The organism is Methylobacterium sp. HMF5984 (assembly GCF_045033435.1).
Lineage (GTDB): Bacteria > Pseudomonadota > Alphaproteobacteria > Rhizobiales > Beijerinckiaceae > Methylobacterium.
Window position 1 is genome coordinate 1,777,476 of record NZ_JBJFLN010000001.1, and the last position, 18,319, is coordinate 1,795,794.

Consider the following 18,319-nt stretch of genomic DNA (forward strand, 5'->3'; position numbering starts at 1 on the left):
CTCCGCCCGCGACCCGCTCTTGGCAACGCCCGCGAACGCGGGCAGGAAGTCGGATGATGGACGCGTATCACCAGCTGCTCACCCGCATCCTCTACGAGGGCTGCGCCAAGGAAGACCGCACCGGCACCGGCACCCTCTCGGTGTTCGGCCACCAGATGCGGTTCGATCTCGGCCGGGGCTTTCCCCTGGTCACCACCAAGCAGCTGCACCTGCGCTCGATCATCCACGAGCTGCTGTGGTTCCTCACCGGCGACACCAATGTCGGCGCGCTGCGCGCCAACGGCGTGACGATCTGGGACGAGTGGGCCGACGCGCAGGGCGATCTCGGCCCGGTCTACGGCAAGCAGTGGCGTTCCTGGGAGAAGCCCGGCGGCGGCACCGTCGACCAGATCGCCTGGGTCGTCGACGAGATCCGCCGCAATCCCGATTCGCGCCGTCTCATCGTCTCGGCCTGGAACCCGGCCGACCTCGACCGGATGACGCTGGCGCCGTGCCACTGCCTGTTCCAGTTCTACGTCGCCGACGGTCGGCTCTCGTGCCAGCTCTACCAGCGCTCGGCCGACGTCTTCCTCGGGGTGCCGTTCAACATCGCGAGCTACGCCCTGCTGACCGCGATGATCGCGCAGGTCACCGGGCTGCGCCCCGGCGATTTCGTCCACAGCTTCGGTGACGCGCATCTCTACCGGAATCACCTCGACCAGGCGCGCCTCCAGCTCACGCGCACGCCGCGGCCGCTGCCGACGCTGCGCCTCAACCCGGAGGTCCGCGACCTGTTCGCCTTCCGCTACGAGGACATCGCGATCGAGGGCTACGAGCCCCATCCCGCCATCCGCGCGCCGGTGGCCGTCTGATGCCGTCCCCGACGCACGGGGCCGTTATGCGGCCGGCCAAGATCACCTTGGTGGTGGCCTTGGCCGAGAACGGCGTGATCGGCCGGGACAACGGGCTCGCGTGGCACCTGCGCGGCGACCTGAAACGGTTCAAGGCGGTGACCATGGGCAAGCCGATGCTGATGGGGCGCAAGACCTACGCCTCGATCGGCCGCCCCCTGCCGGGTCGCCGCACGCTGGTCATGACCCGCGATCCCGCCTTCGCGGCCGACGGGATCGAGACGGTTCACGATTGGTCGCAGGCGCTGGCGGCCGCGGCGGCCGAGGAGTTGATGGTGGTCGGCGGTGCCGAGATCTACCGGCTCGCGCTCCCCCATGCCGACGCCCTCAGGCTGACCGAGGTCGCGGCGAGCCCGGACGGCGATACGCGCTTCCCCGCCTTCGACCGGACCCTGTTTCGCGAGACTTTCCGCGAGGCGCATCCGGCCGGTCCGCACGACGAGCACGCCTACACGTTCGTGGACCTCGAACGCATCCCGTGAAAACCACGATTTCCCTCGGATGTGGAGGGGCGTCCGGTCGCGGTTGCCAAAGGCGGCGCCGATGCCCACCTGCTTGCCTTGAGAGCAGGCGACGGTCCCTCGCAGGTGCGTAGGCCTCCGCTCGTTCCGGTGGCTGCCTCATCCGGGCAGGTTTGGACACGGTCGCGGGCCGTTCGGGCGGTTCGAACCGTTGGCGCGCGGGCAATCCCGCAGCAGGCAGGAGAAGACGGCTAGCATGCCTTGGAGCAATCAGAGCGGCGGCAGTGGCGGCGGGGGAGGTCCCTGGGGTCGTGGCGGCGGCGGCAATGGCGGCGGCCCCTGGGGCAGCGGCGGTGGCGGTGGCGGCAAGACACCGCCCAATCTCGAGGATCTTCTGCGCCGCGGCCAGGACCGCCTGCGCGGCGTGATGCCGGGCGGCTCGCTCGGCGGCGGCAAGAGCTTCGTGGTGATCGGCGCCTTGGCGGTGGGCCTCTGGCTCGCGACCGGCTTCTACACCGTCGCCCCCAATCAGGTCGGCATCGAGACGATCTTCGGGCGCTACGTCGGCTCCAAGGGCGAGGGCCTGCGCTACAACTTCCCCTATCCGGTCGGCGGCGTGATCAAGCCGAACGTCGGCCAGGTGAACTCGATCCAGGTCGGCTTCCGCTCCGGCGGCGGAACCCAGGCGCGCTCGCGCGACATGCCCGACGAGAGCCTGATGCTGACGGGCGACGAGAACATCGTCGACCTCGACTTCGAGGTGCAGTGGCGCGTGAACCCGCTCAAGGCCTCGGACTACGTGTTCAATCTCCAGAACCCGGAAGGCACGATCAAGGCGATCGCCGAGAGCGCGATGCGCGAGGTGGTCGGCCGCCGCAACATCCAGGCGATCCTGACGAACGAGCAGTCGAGCGTCGCGCAGGAGGTCAAGGAGATCACCCAGAATGCGCTCGACGAGTACGGCGCCGGCGTGCGCATCGAGGTGGTGCAGCTCGTCAGCGTCAACCCGCCGCCGGAAGTCCGGCCCGCCTTCATCGACGTGAACGCGGCCCAGCAAGACGCCGACACGGCGCAGAACGAGGCCAAGACCTATGCCAGCCGCGAGGTCCCGCAGGCCCGCGGCCGTGCCTCGCAGATCGTCCAGGCGGCGGAAGCCTACAAGACCAAGGCGACCGCCGACGCGACGGGCCAGGCCGCGCGCTTCGACGAGGTCTACGCCTCCTACAAGACCGCCCCGGCGATCAGCCGCGAGCGGATCTTCCTGGAGACGATGGAGAAGGTGCTCGGCTCCGTGAACAAGGTGATCATCGATCAGGGCGTCGCCGGCTCCGGCGCGACCGGTGCCGCAGGCGTCGTGCCGGTGCTGCCGCTGGCCGAGTTCGGGTCCCGCACCCCCGCCCCGGCGCAGACCAATGGAGCGGCCCGATGAACGCACAGGCCATCCGCACGGGCTCGGCGGTCGTCGCCGCCGCCCTCGCACTCGCCTTCTATGCCTCGGTCTTCACCGTCGGGCAGATGCAGCAGGCGCTGGTGCTTCAGTTCGGCCGCGTCCGCGCCGTCCTGAACCAGACCGGCGAGGACAAGCCCGGGCTCTACTTCAAGCTGCCTTTCGTCGAGAACGTGGTGCTCTTCGACAAGCGCGTCCTCGACCTCGACCTGCCGGTGCAGACGCTCCTGACCGCCGACCGGCAGAACCTCGAGGTCGACGCCTTTGCCCGCTACCGGATCGTCGATCCGCTGCGGTTCTACCAGTCGGTGAACAACGTCGCGCTGGCCAACCAGCGCCTCGCGAGCTTCACCAACTCGTCCCTGCGCAACGTCCTGGCGCGCTCGACACGCGACGCCATCGTCAAGACCGAGCGCACCCGCCTGATGAACCAGATCCAGGAGGACGTGAACCGGGAGGCCAAGGCGCTCGGCGTGCAGATCGTCGACCTGCGGATGACCCGCGTCGACCTGCCCGCCCAGAACAGCGTCGCGGTCTATCGCCGGATGAAGACGGAGCGCGAGCGCGAGGCCGCCGACATCCGCGCCAACGGCGACCAGATCGCCGCGACGATCAAGGCGAAGGCCGACCGGGACGTGACCGTGATCCTCGCCGACGCGACCCAGACGGCGGAGAAGCTGCGCGGCCAGGGCGACGCGGACAAGAACCGCATCCTCGCCGAGGCCTTCGGGAAGGATGCGGGCTTCTTCAGCTTCTACCGCTCGATGCAGGCCTACGAGACCGGGCTGAAGGGGAACGAGACCCGGCTGGTGATGAGCCCGAACTCGGACTTCTTCCGCTACTTCAGCGATCCGCAGGGCAAGGCGGCGCAGGGCGGGGCGCCACGTGGGTCCGATCCGGCGGCGACGACCGGCTCGACCGGCCCGGCACGCTGACCATGACGCAGGCGGCCCGCCCTTGAACGGGGCGGGCCGCCGCCGATCTTAAGGCGGCCATCGAATCGCCAGCCGCCGATCGGCGGCACCCGACAGCACCGGAAACGCGTTCTTGAAGAGGTCGATCATGCACCCCGCCGCGAGCGCGCCCGCGCATCCCCTCGCCCGGTTCCGCCGCTCCGCGCGGTCCGTCGCCGCCGCGATCCTGATCGTATCCTCGTCCGTGGCGATGCCGGCCTATGCCAAGGGGCCGGATTCGCTCGCCGACCTCGCGGAGAAGGTCGACGACGCGGTGGTCAACATCTCGGCGTCGACCACCGTCGAAGCGCGCCCCGGCAACCGCGCCGGCCCGCAGCTGCCGCCCGGGACCCCGTTCGAGGACCTGTTCGAGGAATTCTTCAACAAGCGCGGCGGGCGCGGCGGCCCGGAGCAGCGCGGCGAGAGCGACAACCCGCGCCAGCAGCGCAAGTCGAGCTCGCTCGGCTCCGGCTTCATCATCGACGCGTCCGGGATCGTGGTGACGAACAACCACGTCATCGGCGACGCCAACGACATTCAGGTGATCCTGCATGACGGCACGAAGCTGAAGGCCGAGATCATCGGCAAGGATTCCAAGATCGACCTCGCCGTGCTGCGCGTGAAGCCGACGGCGGAGCGCCCGCTAAAGGCGGTGCCGTTCGGCGATTCGGACAAGATGCGCGCCGGCGACTGGGTCATTGCGATCGGCAACCCGTTCGGCCTCGGCGGCTCGGTGTCGGCCGGCATCGTCTCGGCGCGCGGCCGCAACATTGAGTCCGGTCCCTACGACAACTACCTGCAGACCGATGCGGCCATCAACAAGGGCAATTCGGGCGGCCCGCTGTTTAACATGGACGGCGAGGTGATCGGCATCAACACGGCGATCCTGTCGCCGACCGGCGGCTCCGTCGGCATCGGCTTCGCCGTCCCGTCGAGCTCGGCCAAGCCGGTGATCGACCAGCTCCGCGAGTTCGGCGAGGTCCGTCGCGGCTGGCTCGGCGTGCGCATCCAGAACGTGGACGACGCCACCGCCGAAGCGCTCGGGCTGAAGGGGGGCGCCAAGGGCGCGCTGATCGCCGGCGTCGACGAGAAGGGGCCGGCCAAGACCTCGGGCCTCGAGGTCGGCGACGTGATCGTCAAGTTCAACGGCACGGCGGTGAAGGCCTCGAGCGACCTGCCGCGCATCGTCGCCTCGACCCCGGTCGGGCAGAAGGTCGACGTCGTCGTCGTCCGGAAGGGTGAGGAGAGCACCAAGGCCGTCACGCTCGGCCGTCTCGAGGACAGCGACAAGCCGCAGCTCGCCAACCTTCGCCAGCCCGAGGCCGAGAGCGCCACGCGTCAGGCGCTCGGCCTCAACCTCTCGGGCCTTACCGACGAGCTTCGCCGGAAGTACAGCATCAAGGACGGCGTGAAGGGCGTGGTCGTCACCCGCGTCGACCCGAACTCGACCGCGGCCGACAAGCGCATCCAGCCGGGCGAAGTCATCGTCGAGGTCGGGCAGGAGGCGGTCAACACGCCGGCCGACGTGACCAAGCGCGTCGAGGCTCTTCGCAAGGATTCCCGCAAGTCGGTGCTTCTGCTGGTCGCCAGCGCGACTGGCGACGTCCGGTTCGTGGCGATCGGCCTGGACTGACCTTTTCGCGAAGATAACGGCACGAACCGACGCCGCCGCCCGATCCGGGCGACGGCGTTCTCTTTGGTGGCGGACGAAAGCCGGCGGATGCCTTGCCCGCAAGGACCGAACCCGTCACCCTTCGCATCCTGCGGATGCCCGCGTGCGAGCCGGCCGGTCCCGTGAACGCCATCGCCTTCGATACGTTGAAGTTCGTGCGCAACCTGCGCGAGAAGGCTCACCTCACGCCGGAGCAGGCGGAGGGGATGGCGGACGCCATGTCCGAGGTGTTCGCCGGCGGCATTCCGACCAAGACCGACATCGCGGATGTCCGGCACGACATCGAAGCGTTCCGCGTGACGACGCAGGCCGACATCGTCGCGGTCCGACATGACATCGATGCGCTGCGCTTCTCGACGAAGGCGGACATCGATGCCCTGCGTCTAGCAACCCGCGTGGACATCGCGACGGCGAAGTCCGACATCATCAAGTGGATGTTCGGGATGATCGGGTTCCAGACGGTCGCGATCCTCGGCGCGGTCGTCGCGCTCGTCCGCAGCCTGCACTGACGGCGGTCAGGCGACGAACTCGCTCGCCATGTAGCCCTGCAGGTAGAGCAGCGCGCTCAGGTCGCCGTGCTCGATCCGGGCGCGCGCCGCGGCGGCCACAGCCGGCTTCGCGCGAAACGCCACGCCGAGGCCCGCTTCGCCAAGCATGTCGAGGTCGTTGGCCCCGTCGCCGACCGCCATCGTCTCCGCTACGTCCAGTCCGAGGCCATCGCGGAGCGCGATCAGCGTCGCGCGCTTCTCGGCACGCCCGACGATGGGGTCGTCCACCAGGCCGGTCAGGCGCCCGTCCGAGAGCCCGAGCCGGTTGGCGTGATGCTCGTCGAAGCCGAGCGCTTCGGCGATCGGCCCGGTGAACAGCGTGAAGCCGCCCGACACCAGGCAGGTGCGTGCGCCGTGCGCCTTCATCGTGTGCACGAGCGTGCGACCGCCCGGCGTCAGGGTCAGCCGGTCGCGGATCAGCGCGTCGACGACGCCGGCCGATACGTCGCGAAGCAGGGCGACGCGCTGGCGCAGAGCGGGCTCGAAGGCGATCTCGCCGCGCATCGCGCGCTCGGTGATCGCCGAGACCTGCTGCTTCAGGCCGATCGTGTCGGCGAGCTCGTCGATGCATTCCTGCTCGATCATGGTCGAGTCCATGTCCGCGAGGAACAGGCGCCTGCGCCGGTGGGCGTCCGCCGGCAGCACCGCGACGTCGATCGGCTCGCCCGCGAGCGCCGTCCGCAACCGCGCGGTGAACGCCGGCGCGGCGACCGCAGCCCCCGGCACCAGCAACTCGGCGGCGACCTCGCCGTGCAGGATGCGCGGCTGATGCTCGGTCGCGAGAACCAGGCGCGCCTCGGCCAGCACCGCATCGGTGATGGCGGGGCGGGCCTCGTTTGCTATCAGGGTCGCGACAAGGGTCATCGGAGCCGACGATTTCGTGTTGCCGCTTTCAAGTGCGTCGTCGCAGGGGCGGCCGGAGGCGATCCTCATTGCAGGGCCGACCGCGTCGGGCAAGTCGGCGCTCGCGACGGCGCTGGCGCTCCGTCACGGCGGGATCGTCGTCAACACCGACTCGATGCAGGTCTACGCCGACCTGCGCATCCTCTCGGCGCGACCGGAGCTGGCGGAGGAGGCAAGCGTCGCGCATCGCCTCTATGGGCATGTCGACGGGGCGGTGAACTACTCTGCCGGGCATTTCGCGCGGGACGCCGCGTCGCTGCTGGCCGGTCTCGACGGGCGACTGCCCGTCTTCGTCGGTGGAACCGGGCTGTACTTCCGCAGCCTGGAGGAGGGCCTGTCCGACCTCCCGCCGGTGCCGGAGGCCGTGCGCGCCGCGATCCGCTCCGAGAGCGAGGGCCGCCCGACCGAGGCGCTGCACGCCGATCTCGCCGAACGCGACCCCGCCGGCGCCGCCCTGTTGCGGCCGAGCGACCGCGCCCGGGTCATGCGCGCGCTCGAGATCCTCGCCGCCACCGGCCGGCCGATCGCCGCGTTCCACGGGCCACGCGTGCCCGGTCCGCTCGCGGGGCGAAGGCTGCTGAAGATCTTCCTGGCGCCCGAGCGCGAACTGCTGCGCGCCCGCATCGACGGGCGCTTCCGCATGATGATGCAGCGGGGCGCCCTCGACGAGGTCGCGGCGCTGCGCGAGCGCCGCCTCGACCCGCTGCTGCCGGTGATGCGCGCCCACGGGGTGCCCGGCCTGATCGCGCATCTCGACGGCGCGATCGGGCTCGAGGAGGCGATCGTGCGCGGGCAGGCCGACACCCGGCGCTACGCCAAGCGCCAGTTCACCTGGTTCCGCCACCAGATGGGAGCGGAGTGGCGCTGGCTGGCGCCCGAGGCGGCGATGGCGGAAATCGCCTGAGGGATTTCAGCGCTCCAGGCGCGCGACGAGGCTCGACGTGTCCCAGCGGTTGCCGCCCATGGCCTGGACGTCGGCGTAGAACTGGTCGACGAGGGCCGAGACCGGGAGCTTGGCGCCGTTGCGGCGCGCTTCGTCGAGCAGGATGCCGAGGTCCTTGCGCATCCAGTCGACGGCGAAGCCGAAGTCGAACTTCCCCGCGTTCATGGTCGAGCCGCGGTTCTCCATCTGCCAGGAGCCGGCGGCCCCCTTCGAGATCACGGAAAGCACCGCCTCCACGTCGAGCCCCGCCTTCTTGGCGAAGTGCACGCCCTCGGACAGCCCCTGGACGAGGCCGGCGATGCAGATCTGATTGACCATCTTGGTGAGCTGGCCCGCCCCGACCGGCCCCATCAGCCGGCAGGCGCGCGCATAGGCGCCGATCGCGCTCTCGACCTTGTCGTAGCAGCCCTGGCCGCCGCCGCACATCACGGTGAGCATGCCGTTCTCGGCGCCGGCCTGGCCGCCGGAGACCGGGGCGTCGATGAAGCCCAGCCCCCTCGCGGTCGCGGCCTCGGCAAGCTCGCGGGCCACCTCGGCCGAGGCGGTGGTGTGATCGACGAAGATCGCACCGGCCTCCATGCCGGCGAGCGCGCCGTCCGGACCGAGCACGACGCCGCGCAGGTCGTCGTCGTTGCCGACGCAGGCGAAGACGATCTCGGCGCCCTCGGAAGCCTCGCGCGGCGTCGGCGCATGCGCGCCGCCGTTGGCCGCCACCCACGCCTCGGCCTTGGCGGCCGTGCGGTTGTAGACGGTGACCGAGTGGCCCTTCTTGACCAGGTGTCCGGCCATCGGGGCGCCCATGACGCCGAGCCCCAGGAACGCGACCTTCGCCATCATCCGTCTCCGTCTCGTGTGCTGATGGAGCGGTCTAGGTATCGCGCACCGCAGCGTCAAACCGCGGCGCCGACGATGCGAAGCGGATCGCGACAACGCCGCGCGGTTGTCCACTCGCTGCCGCGATGGGGATTTTCCTCAATCCAAAATTGCGGCATCACGCGCGGGATCGTCGGCCCCCGAGTGCCGGCTTCGGGAGTGGAACAATGGGCGCGATCGGTAGGCATGGCCCCTGGGCCCTGGTCGGTGCGTTGGGGGCGGCGGCGCTCGCCATCGTCGCCGTCGAGCGCGGCGAAGCGGTGAACGCGCTCTGGCTCGTCGTCGCGGCGGTCTGCGTCTACCTCATCGCCTATCGCTACTACGCGCTGTTCATCGCCGAGAAGGTGATGCGGCTCGATCCCAAGCGCGAGACGCCGGCCGTCCTCCACAACGACGGGCTCGACTACGTCCCGACGAACAAGAGCGTCCTGTTCGGCCACCACTTCGCGGCGATCGCCGGTGCCGGCCCCCTCGTCGGCCCGGTGCTGGCCGCGCAGATGGGCTACCTGCCCGGCCTGCTCTGGATCCTCGCCGGCGTCGTGCTCGCCGGCGCGGTGCAGGACTTCATGGTCCTGTTCGTCTCGATGCGGCGCGACGGGCGCTCGCTCGGCGAGCTGATCCGCACCGAGCTCGGCACCGTCCCGGGCATCATCGCGCTGTTCGGCACGTTCCTGATCATGGTGATCCTTCTGGCGGTGCTCGCGCTCATCGTCGTCAAGGCGTTGGCCGAGAGCCCGTGGGGCACCTTCACCGTGATGTCGACGATCCCGATCGCGATGCTGATGGGCGTCTACACCCGCTACATCCGCCCCGGCCGCATCGGCGAGGTCTCGATCCTCGGCTTCGTCCTGCTGATGGCGGCGATCTTCGGCGGCGGCGCGATCGCCGACAGCCCGGTCTGGGGCCCGGCCTTCACCTTCACCGGGACGCAGCTCTGCTGGATGCTGATCGGCTACGGCTTCGTCGCCTCGATCCTGCCGGTCTGGCTCCTGCTGGCCCCGCGCGACTACCTCTCGACCTTCCTGAAAATCGGCACGATCGTCGGCCTCGCGCTGGGCATCGCCTTCGTCGCCCCGCACATGCAGATGCCGGCGGTGACCAAGTTCGTGGACGGCACCGGGCCGGTCTGGGCGGGCCAGCTCTTCCCGTTCCTGTTCATCACGATCGCCTGCGGCTCGGTCTCGGGCTTCCACGCGCTGATCGCCTCGGGCACCACGCCCAAGCTGATCGCCAGCGAGGCGGATGCGCGCTTCATCGGCTACGGCGGCATGCTGATGGAGAGCTTCGTCGCGGTGATGGCGCTGGTCTCGGCCACCGTCATCGATCCGGGCGTGTACTTCACAATGAACGCGCCGGTCGCGCTCCTCGGCACGACGCCGGAGACCGCCGCCGCCGCGGTGACGAAGCTCGGCTTCCCGACCACGCCCGAGGTGATCGCCCAGACCGCCAGCGATGTCGGCGAGCGCACCATCGTCGCGCGGGCCGGCGGCGCGCCGACCCTCGCCGTCGGCATGGCGCACATCATCTCCAGCGCCATCGGCGGCAAGGCGATGATGGCGTTCTGGTATCACTTTGCGATCCTGTTCGAGGCGCTGTTCATCCTCACCGCGGTCGATGCGGGGACCCGCGCCTGCCGCTTCATGGTGCAGGACCTGGTCGGGCTGGCGGTGCCGTCGTTCAAGCAGACCAACGCCTGGGTGCCGAGCATCCTGGCGACGGCCATCGCGGTCGGCGCCTGGGGCTACTTCCTCTACCAGGGCGTGACCGACCCGCTCGGCGGCATCAACACGCTGTGGCCGCTGTTCGGCATCTCGAACCAGATGCTGGCCGCCGTCGCGCTGACGCTGTGCACGGTGGTGATCTTCAAGATGAAGCGCGAGCGCTACGCGTTCGTGACGATCATCCCGACCGCGTGGCTGTGCATCTGCACCCTCACTGCCGGCTGGCAGAAGATCTTCTCCGTCGACCCGAAGATCGGGTTCCTCGCCCATGCCGAGCGCTACGCGGGCGCGCTGGCGGAAGGCAAGGTGCTGGCGCCGGCCAAGGACCTCGGCCAGATGGGTCAGATCGTGCTGAACGACCGGATCGACGCGGTGCTCGCCGGGCTGTTCATCGGCCTCGTCGTGGCGATCGCCGGGTTCGGCATCGCCGCATGCGTCAAGGCGCTGCGCACCGACCGCTGGACGGCCCTCGAGAGCGAAGCCCGCATCGTCGCGGCGGAGTAGGGCCGATGGAGGCCGCCTCGCAGAACCTGCGCGACCGTTGGAAGGCCCTGTCCAAGTGCGTCTGCGACGGCGCGCGCCTGATGGTGGGGCAGGGCGATTACGCGGCCTACGCCGCCCACGTCGCGCGGACGCATCCCGATCAGGCGCCGATGACCGAGATCGAGTTCTTCCGCCATCGGGAGAACGCGCGGTTCGGTGTCGGCAACACCAGCGGATTTCGCTGCTGTTGACCATGCGACGGCGTGACGGACGGATCGTTCGAGGATGCGGCCCGGTCGCGGGCGGGAAACGCTTGACTCCGAACGGGCATTTCCCGTGAGTCAGGCGAGTGCGAGGTAGGCAATGAGCATCTTCCAGGACGCCATTCTGCGGTTCGGCCGGACGATCATGTCCTATGCCGGCGACGGCCTGTTTCTTGCTGCCGCGGTCTCGGCCGCGGCCAACGTGACGATCGCCGACGGCGACGTCGACGAGGAAGAAGTCGAGTCGGCGATCTCGGGCATGCGCGCCAACCCGATCCTCCAGAAATCCTACGACACCCTGCGGATCGAGCAGGAGCTGTACGAGGGCATCGCCCGCGCCAAGACCCGCGCCGGGCGGATCGAGAATCTGCGCCACGTCGCCGCCATCGCCGACCGGCCGCTCGACCAGCGCCAGGACATCTTCCTGATCGCCGCCGACGTCGCCGATTTCGGCGGCATCAGCGAGGTCGAGCACAAGGCGCTCGACGAGATCGCCGCCGCCCTCCAGGTCGAGAAATCGGCCCTGCTGCGCTGACCGGCCGTCGATCGCAGGCCCGGAAGGGGATCCATGTCGCGGACCGGACAGGTTGCCTTCGACACCCGGCTCCGCGACCTCACCGGGCTCGCGATCGTCGGGTTTCTGCTCTCGCTCGTCACCTTCGGCATCTACCGCTTCTGGTACATGACCGACCTGCGGCGCTTCTTCTGGAGCCGCACCGTCGTCGACGGCAGCCCGGCGGACTACACCGGCACCGGGCGCGAGCTCTTTCTCGGCTTCCTCGCGGCCCTCGGGCTGCTGATCGTGATCTATGTCGGGCTGTTCGGCCTGGCGATCGCGCTGCCGAGGCTGGCGCCGTACTCGGCGATCCTGTCCTTCGTCATCCTGTTCCTGCTCGGGCAGTTCGCGATCTACCGCGGGCGCCGCTACCGGGCGATGCGGACGCTGTGGCGCGGCATCCGCCTCGGCCAGGACGGCTCGGGCCTCGCCTATGCCGGCCGGGCCGCCCTGTGGTGGGCGCTGACGCTGGCGACGCTGGGCCTCGCCTTCCCGTTCATGCGTGCCAGCCTCGAGCGCTACCGCATCGGCCACACCCTGATCGGCACCAGCCGGATGGCGTCCGACGCGCGCGGGCGCGCGCTCCTCGGGCCTTGGCTGCTGTTCTACGCGGTGGCGCTCGGCCCGGTGCTCACCTTGCTGCTGGCGCTGGTCGCCGCCAACGACTTCGTCCTGCCGATCGACCTGATGCTGCCCAAGCCCGGGGGCAAGGGCGGCGATCTCATCCTCAACCCCGCCTATGCCGGCACCCAGATCGCGACCCTCGCCGTCGCGCTCGGGATCACCGCCGGCTTCTGCCTTCCGCTCTCGCTCCTGCTGGTGCCGTTCTATCGGGCGCGCGAGACGCGGGTCTTCATGAACGCGGCGCGCCTCGGGCCGGTGCGCCTCGTCTCGACGCTCCGCGCGCGGCAATTCTACTGGCCCTACCTCGTCTACGCGCTGTCGCTCCTCGGCTTCGTCGTGGTGGTCGGCCTGATCGCGCTGCTCGCCGGCCTCGCCGCGCGGGCCGCGGGCGGCGACGGGCTGGCCTGGGCGGCGGTGCTCGGCGGCGGCCTGCTCTATCTCGGCGGCGCGCTCGCCTTCGCGGTGCTGTACGTGCGCGTCGTCCAGGCCCGCCTCTGGGCCGCGGTCGCGACCACGACGCAGGTCGCCGATGCCGACGGCCTGAACCGCATCCTCGCCGCGAGCCACGGGCCCGGCAGCGGCCTCAACGAGGGCCTCGCCGACGCGCTCGACGTTGGCGGCGCGCTGCAGATCGGGTTCTGATGGCGCTCACCGCGTCCGGCCGCTGGTTCGACGGACGGAGCGCCGCGCCGCACGCGGTGACCCTGCACCTCGGCGAGCGCCTCGAGATCACCGGGCCGGAGGTGCATCGCGACTGGAACCTGATCGACCTGCGGGCCGGCGAGGGCCAGGCCCCGCTGCTGCGCCTCGGGATCGCGGGCGATCCCGGCCATGTCGAGATCGTGGACCCGTCGTTCGCCGCATGTCTCGAAACCCGCTGCCCCGACCTGCGCAAGCGCGCGGACGCGGGCGGAGGGACCTGGCGCCTCGTCGCCGGCTCGCTTGCGGTCGGCATCGCGGTCCTGCTCACCGTGTTCTTCGGCCTTCCGATCGCGGCGGGCGTTCTCGCGCCGCTGGTGCCGGCCGGCATCGAGGCGCGCCTCGGCACCGCGGTGGAGGCGCAGGTGCTCGACCTGATGGGCGAACCGCCGCCCTGCGCGGAGCCGGCCGGCCGGGCCGTGCTCGACCGCCTCGTCGCCCGCCTCGCGGCCGGTCGCGGCCTGCCGCCCGATCTCGCGGTCACGGTCCGCCGCCACGACACCGCGAACGCGGTGACGTTGCCGGGCGCGCGCGTCGTCGTGCTCTCCGAGCTGATCGCCAAGGCGCGGAGCGCCGACGAGTTCGCCGGCGTGCTGGCGCACGAGCTCGGGCACGTGGCGTTGCGCGATCCGACCCGGGCGCTGATCCAAGCCTCGGGCACGTCGTTCCTGCTCAGCCTCGTGCTCGGCGACCTCACCGGCTCCACCGTGATCGTCGCCCTCGGCCAGGCCGTGCTCTCGGCCGGCTACAGCCGCGATGCCGAGCGGGCGGCCGACGCCTATTCCGTCGCCGCGATGCGGTCGGCCGGCGGCGACGCGGCGGCGCTGGCCTCGATGCTCGAGCGGATCGCCAAGGACGAGGCGGATGCCGACCCGGCCCTCCTGCGCAGCCATCCCTTCACCCGCGAGCGTGCCGCGACGATCCGCGCCCTCGCCGGGGCCCGGGACCCCGACAGGCACATCCTGAGCGACGCCGATTGGATGCAGCTGCGCGGGATCTGCCCCGGGGCGACGGACGGGCCGGACAAGCCTGCACCGAAACCCCGTCCGAGCCAGCGACGGCGGGTCTGAGCCGGCCTTCGACCACGCCGCAAGGGCCTGCGGCCTCTTCGCAGCCGCAGCGCGCGGACATGATCGCGAAACAATACTCGCGTTCGGTGGCGCCTGAATTCATGATGCGATGATCCGGGCCGTGGCCGGATCACGGAGACCAGATGGGCCTCGTCCAGTACGCACTGAAGTTCCGCATCACGACCTACGTGCTCGCCGTGCTGATGATGCTCGCCGGGGGCGGCGCGATCGTGGTCGCGCCCAAGGACGTGCTGCCGATCGTCGACATCCCCGTGGTCGTGGTGGTCTGGACCTATACCGGCCTGTCGACGCCGGAGATGGAGCGGCGGATCACCACCTACGCCGAGTTCTCGCTTTCGAACAACGTCAACAACATCAAGCGGATGGAGTCGACGACGCTCCAGGGCACCGCGATCCAGAAGATCTACTTCGACGGCGAGGTCAGCGTCGACCTCGCCATCACCCAGGTCGTCTCGGCGATGAACTCGATCCGCTCGGCGATGCCGCCGGGCGTGCAGCCGCCGATCGTGCTGCGGTTCTCGGCCTCCTCGGTGCCGGTGATCCAGCTCGCGCTGACCTCGACCAAGGAGAGCCTGACCAAGGTCTACGATTACGCGCAGTACCGCATCCGCCAGCGCCTCGTGCAGGTGCCGGGCTCGACGCTGCCGTCGCCGTTCGGCGGCACGCCGCGCCAGATCATGGTCGATCTCGACCTCCAGGCGCTGCGGGCGCTCGGCCTCACGGCGCTCGACGTCACCAACGCGATGACGGCGCAGAACCTCACCGTGCCCTCCGGCTTGGTCAAGATCGGCGAGCAGCAATATCCGGTCCTGCTCAACGCGACCCCGGACGCGATCGCGGCGCTGAACGAGATCCCGATCAAGGTCGTGGCCGGCCAGCCGGTGCTGGTGCGCGACGTCGCCTACGTCCGCGACGGCGGGCCGCCGCAGGTCAACATCGTGCGCTCGGACGGGTTGCATTCGGTGCTGATGCGGATCTTCAAGAACGGCACCGCCTCGACGCTGGACGTGGTCAACAACGTCAAGAAGGTGCTGCCCGAGATCCAGGCCGCCGCGCCCGACGGCATGGCGATCAAGCCGCTGTTCGACCAGTCGGTCTTCGTGTCCGCCGCGATCGAGGGCGTGATCCATGAGGCGGCGATCGCCGCCTGCCTCACCGGCCTGACGATCCTGCTGTTCCTCGGCTCGTGGCGCTCGACCATCGTCGTGCTGATCTCGATCCCGCTCTCGATCCTGACCTCGCTCGCGATCCTCGCCGCGCTCGGCCAGACCATCAACGTGATGACGCTGGGCGGCCTCGCGCTCGCCGTCGGCATCCTCGTCGACGACGCGACGGTGGCGATCGAGAACACCTATCGGCTGTTCGAGGAGGGCGAGCCGTTCCGCAAATCCGTGGTCGAGGGCGCCGCCAGCATCGCGAAGCCGACGCTGATCTCGACGTTGTCGATCTGCGCCGCCTTCGTCTCGGTCTTCGCGCTGGCCGACACGCCGAAGTACCTGTTCACACCGCAGGCGCTCGCGGTCGTGTTCGCGATGCTGACCTCGTACCTGCTCTCGCGCACCCTCGTGCCGGTGCTGATCGACGTGCTGGTCGCGCGCGAGTACGTCGAGCGACATGGCGGCGGGCCCGACGCCGTCGCGCCGCCGCGGCGCGGGCGAGTGGCGCGGGCCATCGGTTGGCTCGGGCGCCCGGTGATCCACGTCGCCGGGCGTTTCCGGAACGGCTTCGAGGCGCGCTTCGAGCGCTTCCACCGCGGCTATCTCGGGCTGCTCCACGTCGTGGTGCGCCGCCGCGTCGCGACGATCGCCGTCGTCCTGCTGGTGTTCCTCGGCACGGCCGGGCTGTTCACCTTAGTCGGGCGCGACTACTTCCCGCAGGTCGCCTCGAGCCAGCTCACGCTGCACCTGCGCACCCGGCCCGGCATGCGGATCGAGACCGCCGAGCAGGTCTTCGCGGCCGTCGGCGCCACGGTGCGCGAGGTGATCCCGGACGGCGAGATCGAGCAGATCCTCGACAACATCGGCCTGCCCTCGAACAACTACAACTTCGCGTTCTCCGACGGCTCCTTCGTCGGCTACAACGACGGCCAGATGCTGGTGAACCTGCGCGAGGGACACGGCGACGTCGGCGCCTACACGAAGCGCCTGCGCGAGGTGCTGCGCGAGCGCTTCCCCGACGTGATCGTCTACTTCCAGCCCTCCGACATCATCACGCAGATCCTGAACTTCGGCACGCTGGCGCAGATCGACATCCAGGTCTCGGGTCGCAACGCCGAAAAGGACCTCGCGGTCGCCCAGAACATCGTCCGCCGCCTGAAGGAGACGAAGGGCGCGGTCGACGTGCACCTGCACCAGATCGTCGGCACGCCGCAGTTCTTCGTCGACGTCGACCGCCGCCTCGCCTCGGAGCTCGGGCTGACCCAGCAGCAGGTGGCGCAGGGGCTCAACGTCTCCTTGTCGGGCTCCTTCCAGGTGACGCCGAACTTTTGGACCGACCCAAAGACCGGCATCCCGTACCAGCTCTGGGTGCAGACGCCGGAATACCGCAACGCCTCGCTCACCGACCTGCAGAACACGCCGCTGCTGGTGCGCGCCAACAGCGACCAGCCGGGCGTGCTGACCCTGCTCTCCAGCGTCTCGACCCTGCGCCGCGAGGCGACGCAGACCGTGGTCAACCACGTCAACACGGCGCCGACCTACAACATCTACGCGGCGGTGCAGGATTCCGACCTCGGCTCGGTGGCGCGGGAGATCCGGACCATCGTCGACGAGGAGCAGAAGGCGCTGCCGGTGCCCGACAAGATCACCGTGCGCGGGCAGATCGAGAACATGGACTCGGCGTTCCTGCGCCTCGGCGTCGGCCTGAGCATCGCGCTGATCGCCGTCTACCTGCTGATGGCGGTGAACTATCAGAGCTGGGGCGATCCCTTCGTGGTGCTGGCCGCCCTGCCGCTCGCCTTCTGCGGCATCGTCGCGAGCCTGTTCATCACCGGCACCACCTTCTCGATCCCGTCGCTGTTCGGCGCGATCATGTCGGTGGGCATCGCGTCCGCGAACTCGATCCTGCTCGTGACCTTCGCCCGCGAGCATCGCGAGGCGACGGGGTGCTCGGCGGTCGACGCCGCCCTGCTCGCCGGCGAGACGCGCCTGCGCCCGGTGCTGATGACGGCGGGCGCGATGTTCCTCGGCCTGATCCCGATGGCGCTCGGCACGGGCGAGGGCGGCGAGCAGAACGCCGCGCTCGCCCGCGCCGTGATGGGCGGCATCGCCTTCGGCACGCCGGCGACGCTGCTGTTCGTGCCGTTCCTATACACGCTGCTGCGCGCGGGCAAGGTCCGGGTGCCGGAGGACTACGCCTGAGCCGACATCAGCTCGGCGACGGCACCGGGCAGGTCCGAGAAGTGCGAGATCACCCGGTCCGGCCCGAGCTGGTCCACCGGCGTGTCGGTGTAGCCGAAGGTGACCGCCACCACCGGGATGCCGGCGGCCTTGGCGGCGTCGATGTCGGCGCGGGAATCGCCGACCATCACCGCGCGCTCCGGATCGCCGCCGGCCCGAGCGATGGTCAGCGTGATGTGGCGCGGGTCGGGCTTGCTGTAGGGGAAGGTGGCGCGCCCGCAGATCGCGGCGAAACGGCCGCCGATGCCGAGCTGGTCGAGCAGGTCGACCGCGAGCCCCTCGACCTTGTTGGTGCAGACGGCCAGCCGGAAGCCCTCGGCCTCGAGCCGATCCAGCGCCTCGACCACGCCGGGATAGAGGTGCGAGCGCTCGCACAGATGCGCGCCGTAATGCTCCAGGAAGTCGCCGAACAGCGTCTCGTGCCGCGCCGGCGTCAGCTCGCGGCCGGCGGCCTCGAAGCCGCGGCGGATCAGCGCCTTGGCGCCGGCGCCGATCAGGTCGCGGGCCTCCTCGAGCGCCAGTTCCGGCAGGCCTTCCCGCACAAGCAGCACGTTGAGCGTGCCGACGAGGTCGCCCGCGGTCTCAGCCAGGGTGCCGTCGAGGTCGAACACGGCGATCTTCGGCAGGGTGGGCATCGGGTCTTTCCGGGGCGGCGGGGGGAGGGGCCCTCGCTAGCCGGCCGCCCGCGGCGGGGCAAGGTTGCGGGCAGGTTTCGAAACCGTGCGCGTCGTGCGCGAGACGGCGTGCAGCGCCCCACACTTGCCCGAAACCCCCTCGAAAGGAGGGGCGTCACA

The 18,319-nt window shown here is 70.1% G+C and carries 16 protein-coding genes; 13 read left to right on the top strand and 3 right to left on the bottom strand.

The features are described 5' to 3' along the window. Positions 1–56 precede the first annotated feature (56 nt). From ACFZ8E_RS08460 to ACFZ8E_RS08485, 6 genes are all read left to right on the top strand, one after another. Entirely contained in the window at positions 57–851 is a 795-nt protein-coding gene (locus ACFZ8E_RS08460; RefSeq protein WP_405044348.1) for a thymidylate synthase, read from the top strand. Then, entirely contained in the window at positions 851–1,372 is a 522-nt protein-coding gene (locus ACFZ8E_RS08465; RefSeq protein ID WP_405042585.1) for a dihydrofolate reductase, read from the top strand. Before ACFZ8E_RS08460 ends, ACFZ8E_RS08465 begins: the two co-directional genes overlap by 1 nt. A 235-nt stretch (positions 1,373–1,607) precedes the next feature. Continuing rightward, on the top strand, positions 1,608–2,780 hold the full coding sequence (gene hflK / locus ACFZ8E_RS08470) for an FtsH protease activity modulator HflK (RefSeq protein WP_147728693.1): 1,173 nt from the start codon (positions 1,608–1,610) through the stop codon (positions 2,778–2,780). Further along, complete coding sequence (gene hflC / locus ACFZ8E_RS08475; RefSeq protein ID WP_147843690.1) at positions 2,777–3,733, top strand: protease modulator HflC; 957 nt, start codon at positions 2,777–2,779, stop codon at positions 3,731–3,733. The genes hflK and hflC overlap by 4 nt, the downstream gene beginning before the upstream one ends. Positions 3,734–3,860: 127 nt before the next feature. Continuing rightward, positions 3,861–5,384 carry a Do family serine endopeptidase gene (locus ACFZ8E_RS08480; protein ID WP_405042586.1) on the top strand — a complete coding sequence of 508 codons (1,524 nt, stop codon included), beginning with the start codon at positions 3,861–3,863 and terminating at the stop codon, positions 5,382–5,384. A gap of 161 nt (positions 5,385–5,545) precedes the next feature. Continuing rightward, on the top strand, positions 5,546–5,932 hold the full coding sequence (locus ACFZ8E_RS08485; RefSeq protein WP_405042587.1) for a DUF1640 domain-containing protein: 387 nt from the start codon (positions 5,546–5,548) through the stop codon (positions 5,930–5,932). A 6-nt stretch (positions 5,933–5,938) separates the two neighbouring features. Here the strand turns inward: ACFZ8E_RS08485 and serB are convergent, their stop codons facing one another. Further along, a complete protein-coding gene (gene serB / locus ACFZ8E_RS08490) occupies positions 5,939–6,835 on the bottom strand; it encodes a phosphoserine phosphatase SerB (RefSeq protein WP_243946208.1) in 897 nt (298 codons plus the stop codon). A 19-nt stretch (positions 6,836–6,854) separates the two neighbouring features. Here serB and miaA point away from each other — a divergent pair, with 19 nt between their 5' ends. After that, complete coding sequence (gene miaA, locus ACFZ8E_RS08495) at positions 6,855–7,778, top strand: tRNA (adenosine(37)-N6)-dimethylallyltransferase MiaA (RefSeq protein WP_405042588.1); 924 nt, start codon at positions 6,855–6,857, stop codon at positions 7,776–7,778. A 6-nt stretch (positions 7,779–7,784) separates the two neighbouring features. Here miaA and ACFZ8E_RS08500 read toward each other — a convergent pair whose 3' ends face one another. Beyond that, on the bottom strand, positions 7,785–8,651 hold the full coding sequence (locus tag ACFZ8E_RS08500; protein WP_243946299.1) for an NAD(P)-dependent oxidoreductase: 867 nt from the start codon (positions 8,649–8,651) through the stop codon (positions 7,785–7,787). A gap of 206 nt (positions 8,652–8,857) precedes the next feature. On the opposite strand from ACFZ8E_RS08500, the gene ACFZ8E_RS08505 reads away from it, so the two are divergent. The 6 genes from ACFZ8E_RS08505 (at position 8,858) to ACFZ8E_RS08530 (ending at position 17,486) form a co-directional block, all read left to right on the top strand. Continuing rightward, entirely contained in the window at positions 8,858–10,915 is a 2,058-nt protein-coding gene (locus tag ACFZ8E_RS08505) for a carbon starvation CstA family protein (protein ID WP_405042589.1), read from the top strand. A 5-nt stretch (positions 10,916–10,920) separates the two neighbouring features. Next, a complete protein-coding gene (locus ACFZ8E_RS08510; RefSeq protein WP_147844055.1) occupies positions 10,921–11,145 on the top strand; it encodes a YbdD/YjiX family protein in 225 nt (74 codons plus the stop codon). A 112-nt stretch (positions 11,146–11,257) separates the two neighbouring features. After that, on the top strand, positions 11,258–11,692 hold the full coding sequence (locus tag ACFZ8E_RS08515) for a tellurite resistance TerB family protein (protein WP_147844056.1): 435 nt from the start codon (positions 11,258–11,260) through the stop codon (positions 11,690–11,692). A 33-nt stretch (positions 11,693–11,725) separates the two neighbouring features. Next, the gene (locus tag ACFZ8E_RS08520) at positions 11,726–12,979 is read left to right on the top strand and encodes a YjgN family protein (RefSeq protein WP_405042590.1); all 1,254 of its coding nucleotides are present in this window, start codon (positions 11,726–11,728) and stop codon (positions 12,977–12,979) included. Further along, complete coding sequence (locus ACFZ8E_RS08525) at positions 12,976–14,106, top strand: M48 family metallopeptidase (protein WP_405044349.1); 1,131 nt, start codon at positions 12,976–12,978, stop codon at positions 14,104–14,106. The genes ACFZ8E_RS08520 and ACFZ8E_RS08525 overlap by 4 nt, the downstream gene beginning before the upstream one ends. A gap of 143 nt (positions 14,107–14,249) precedes the next feature. Beyond that, on the top strand, positions 14,250–17,486 hold the full coding sequence (locus ACFZ8E_RS08530; RefSeq protein ID WP_405042591.1) for an efflux RND transporter permease subunit: 3,237 nt from the start codon (positions 14,250–14,252) through the stop codon (positions 17,484–17,486). Here ACFZ8E_RS08530 and gph read toward each other — a convergent pair. Then, positions 17,477–18,160, bottom strand: coding sequence for a phosphoglycolate phosphatase (gene gph / locus ACFZ8E_RS08535; RefSeq protein ID WP_243946216.1), 684 nt, complete (start codon positions 18,158–18,160; stop codon positions 17,477–17,479). The two genes, ACFZ8E_RS08530 and gph, sit on opposite strands and share 10 nt — an antisense overlap. Positions 18,161–18,319: the final 159 nt, after the last annotated feature.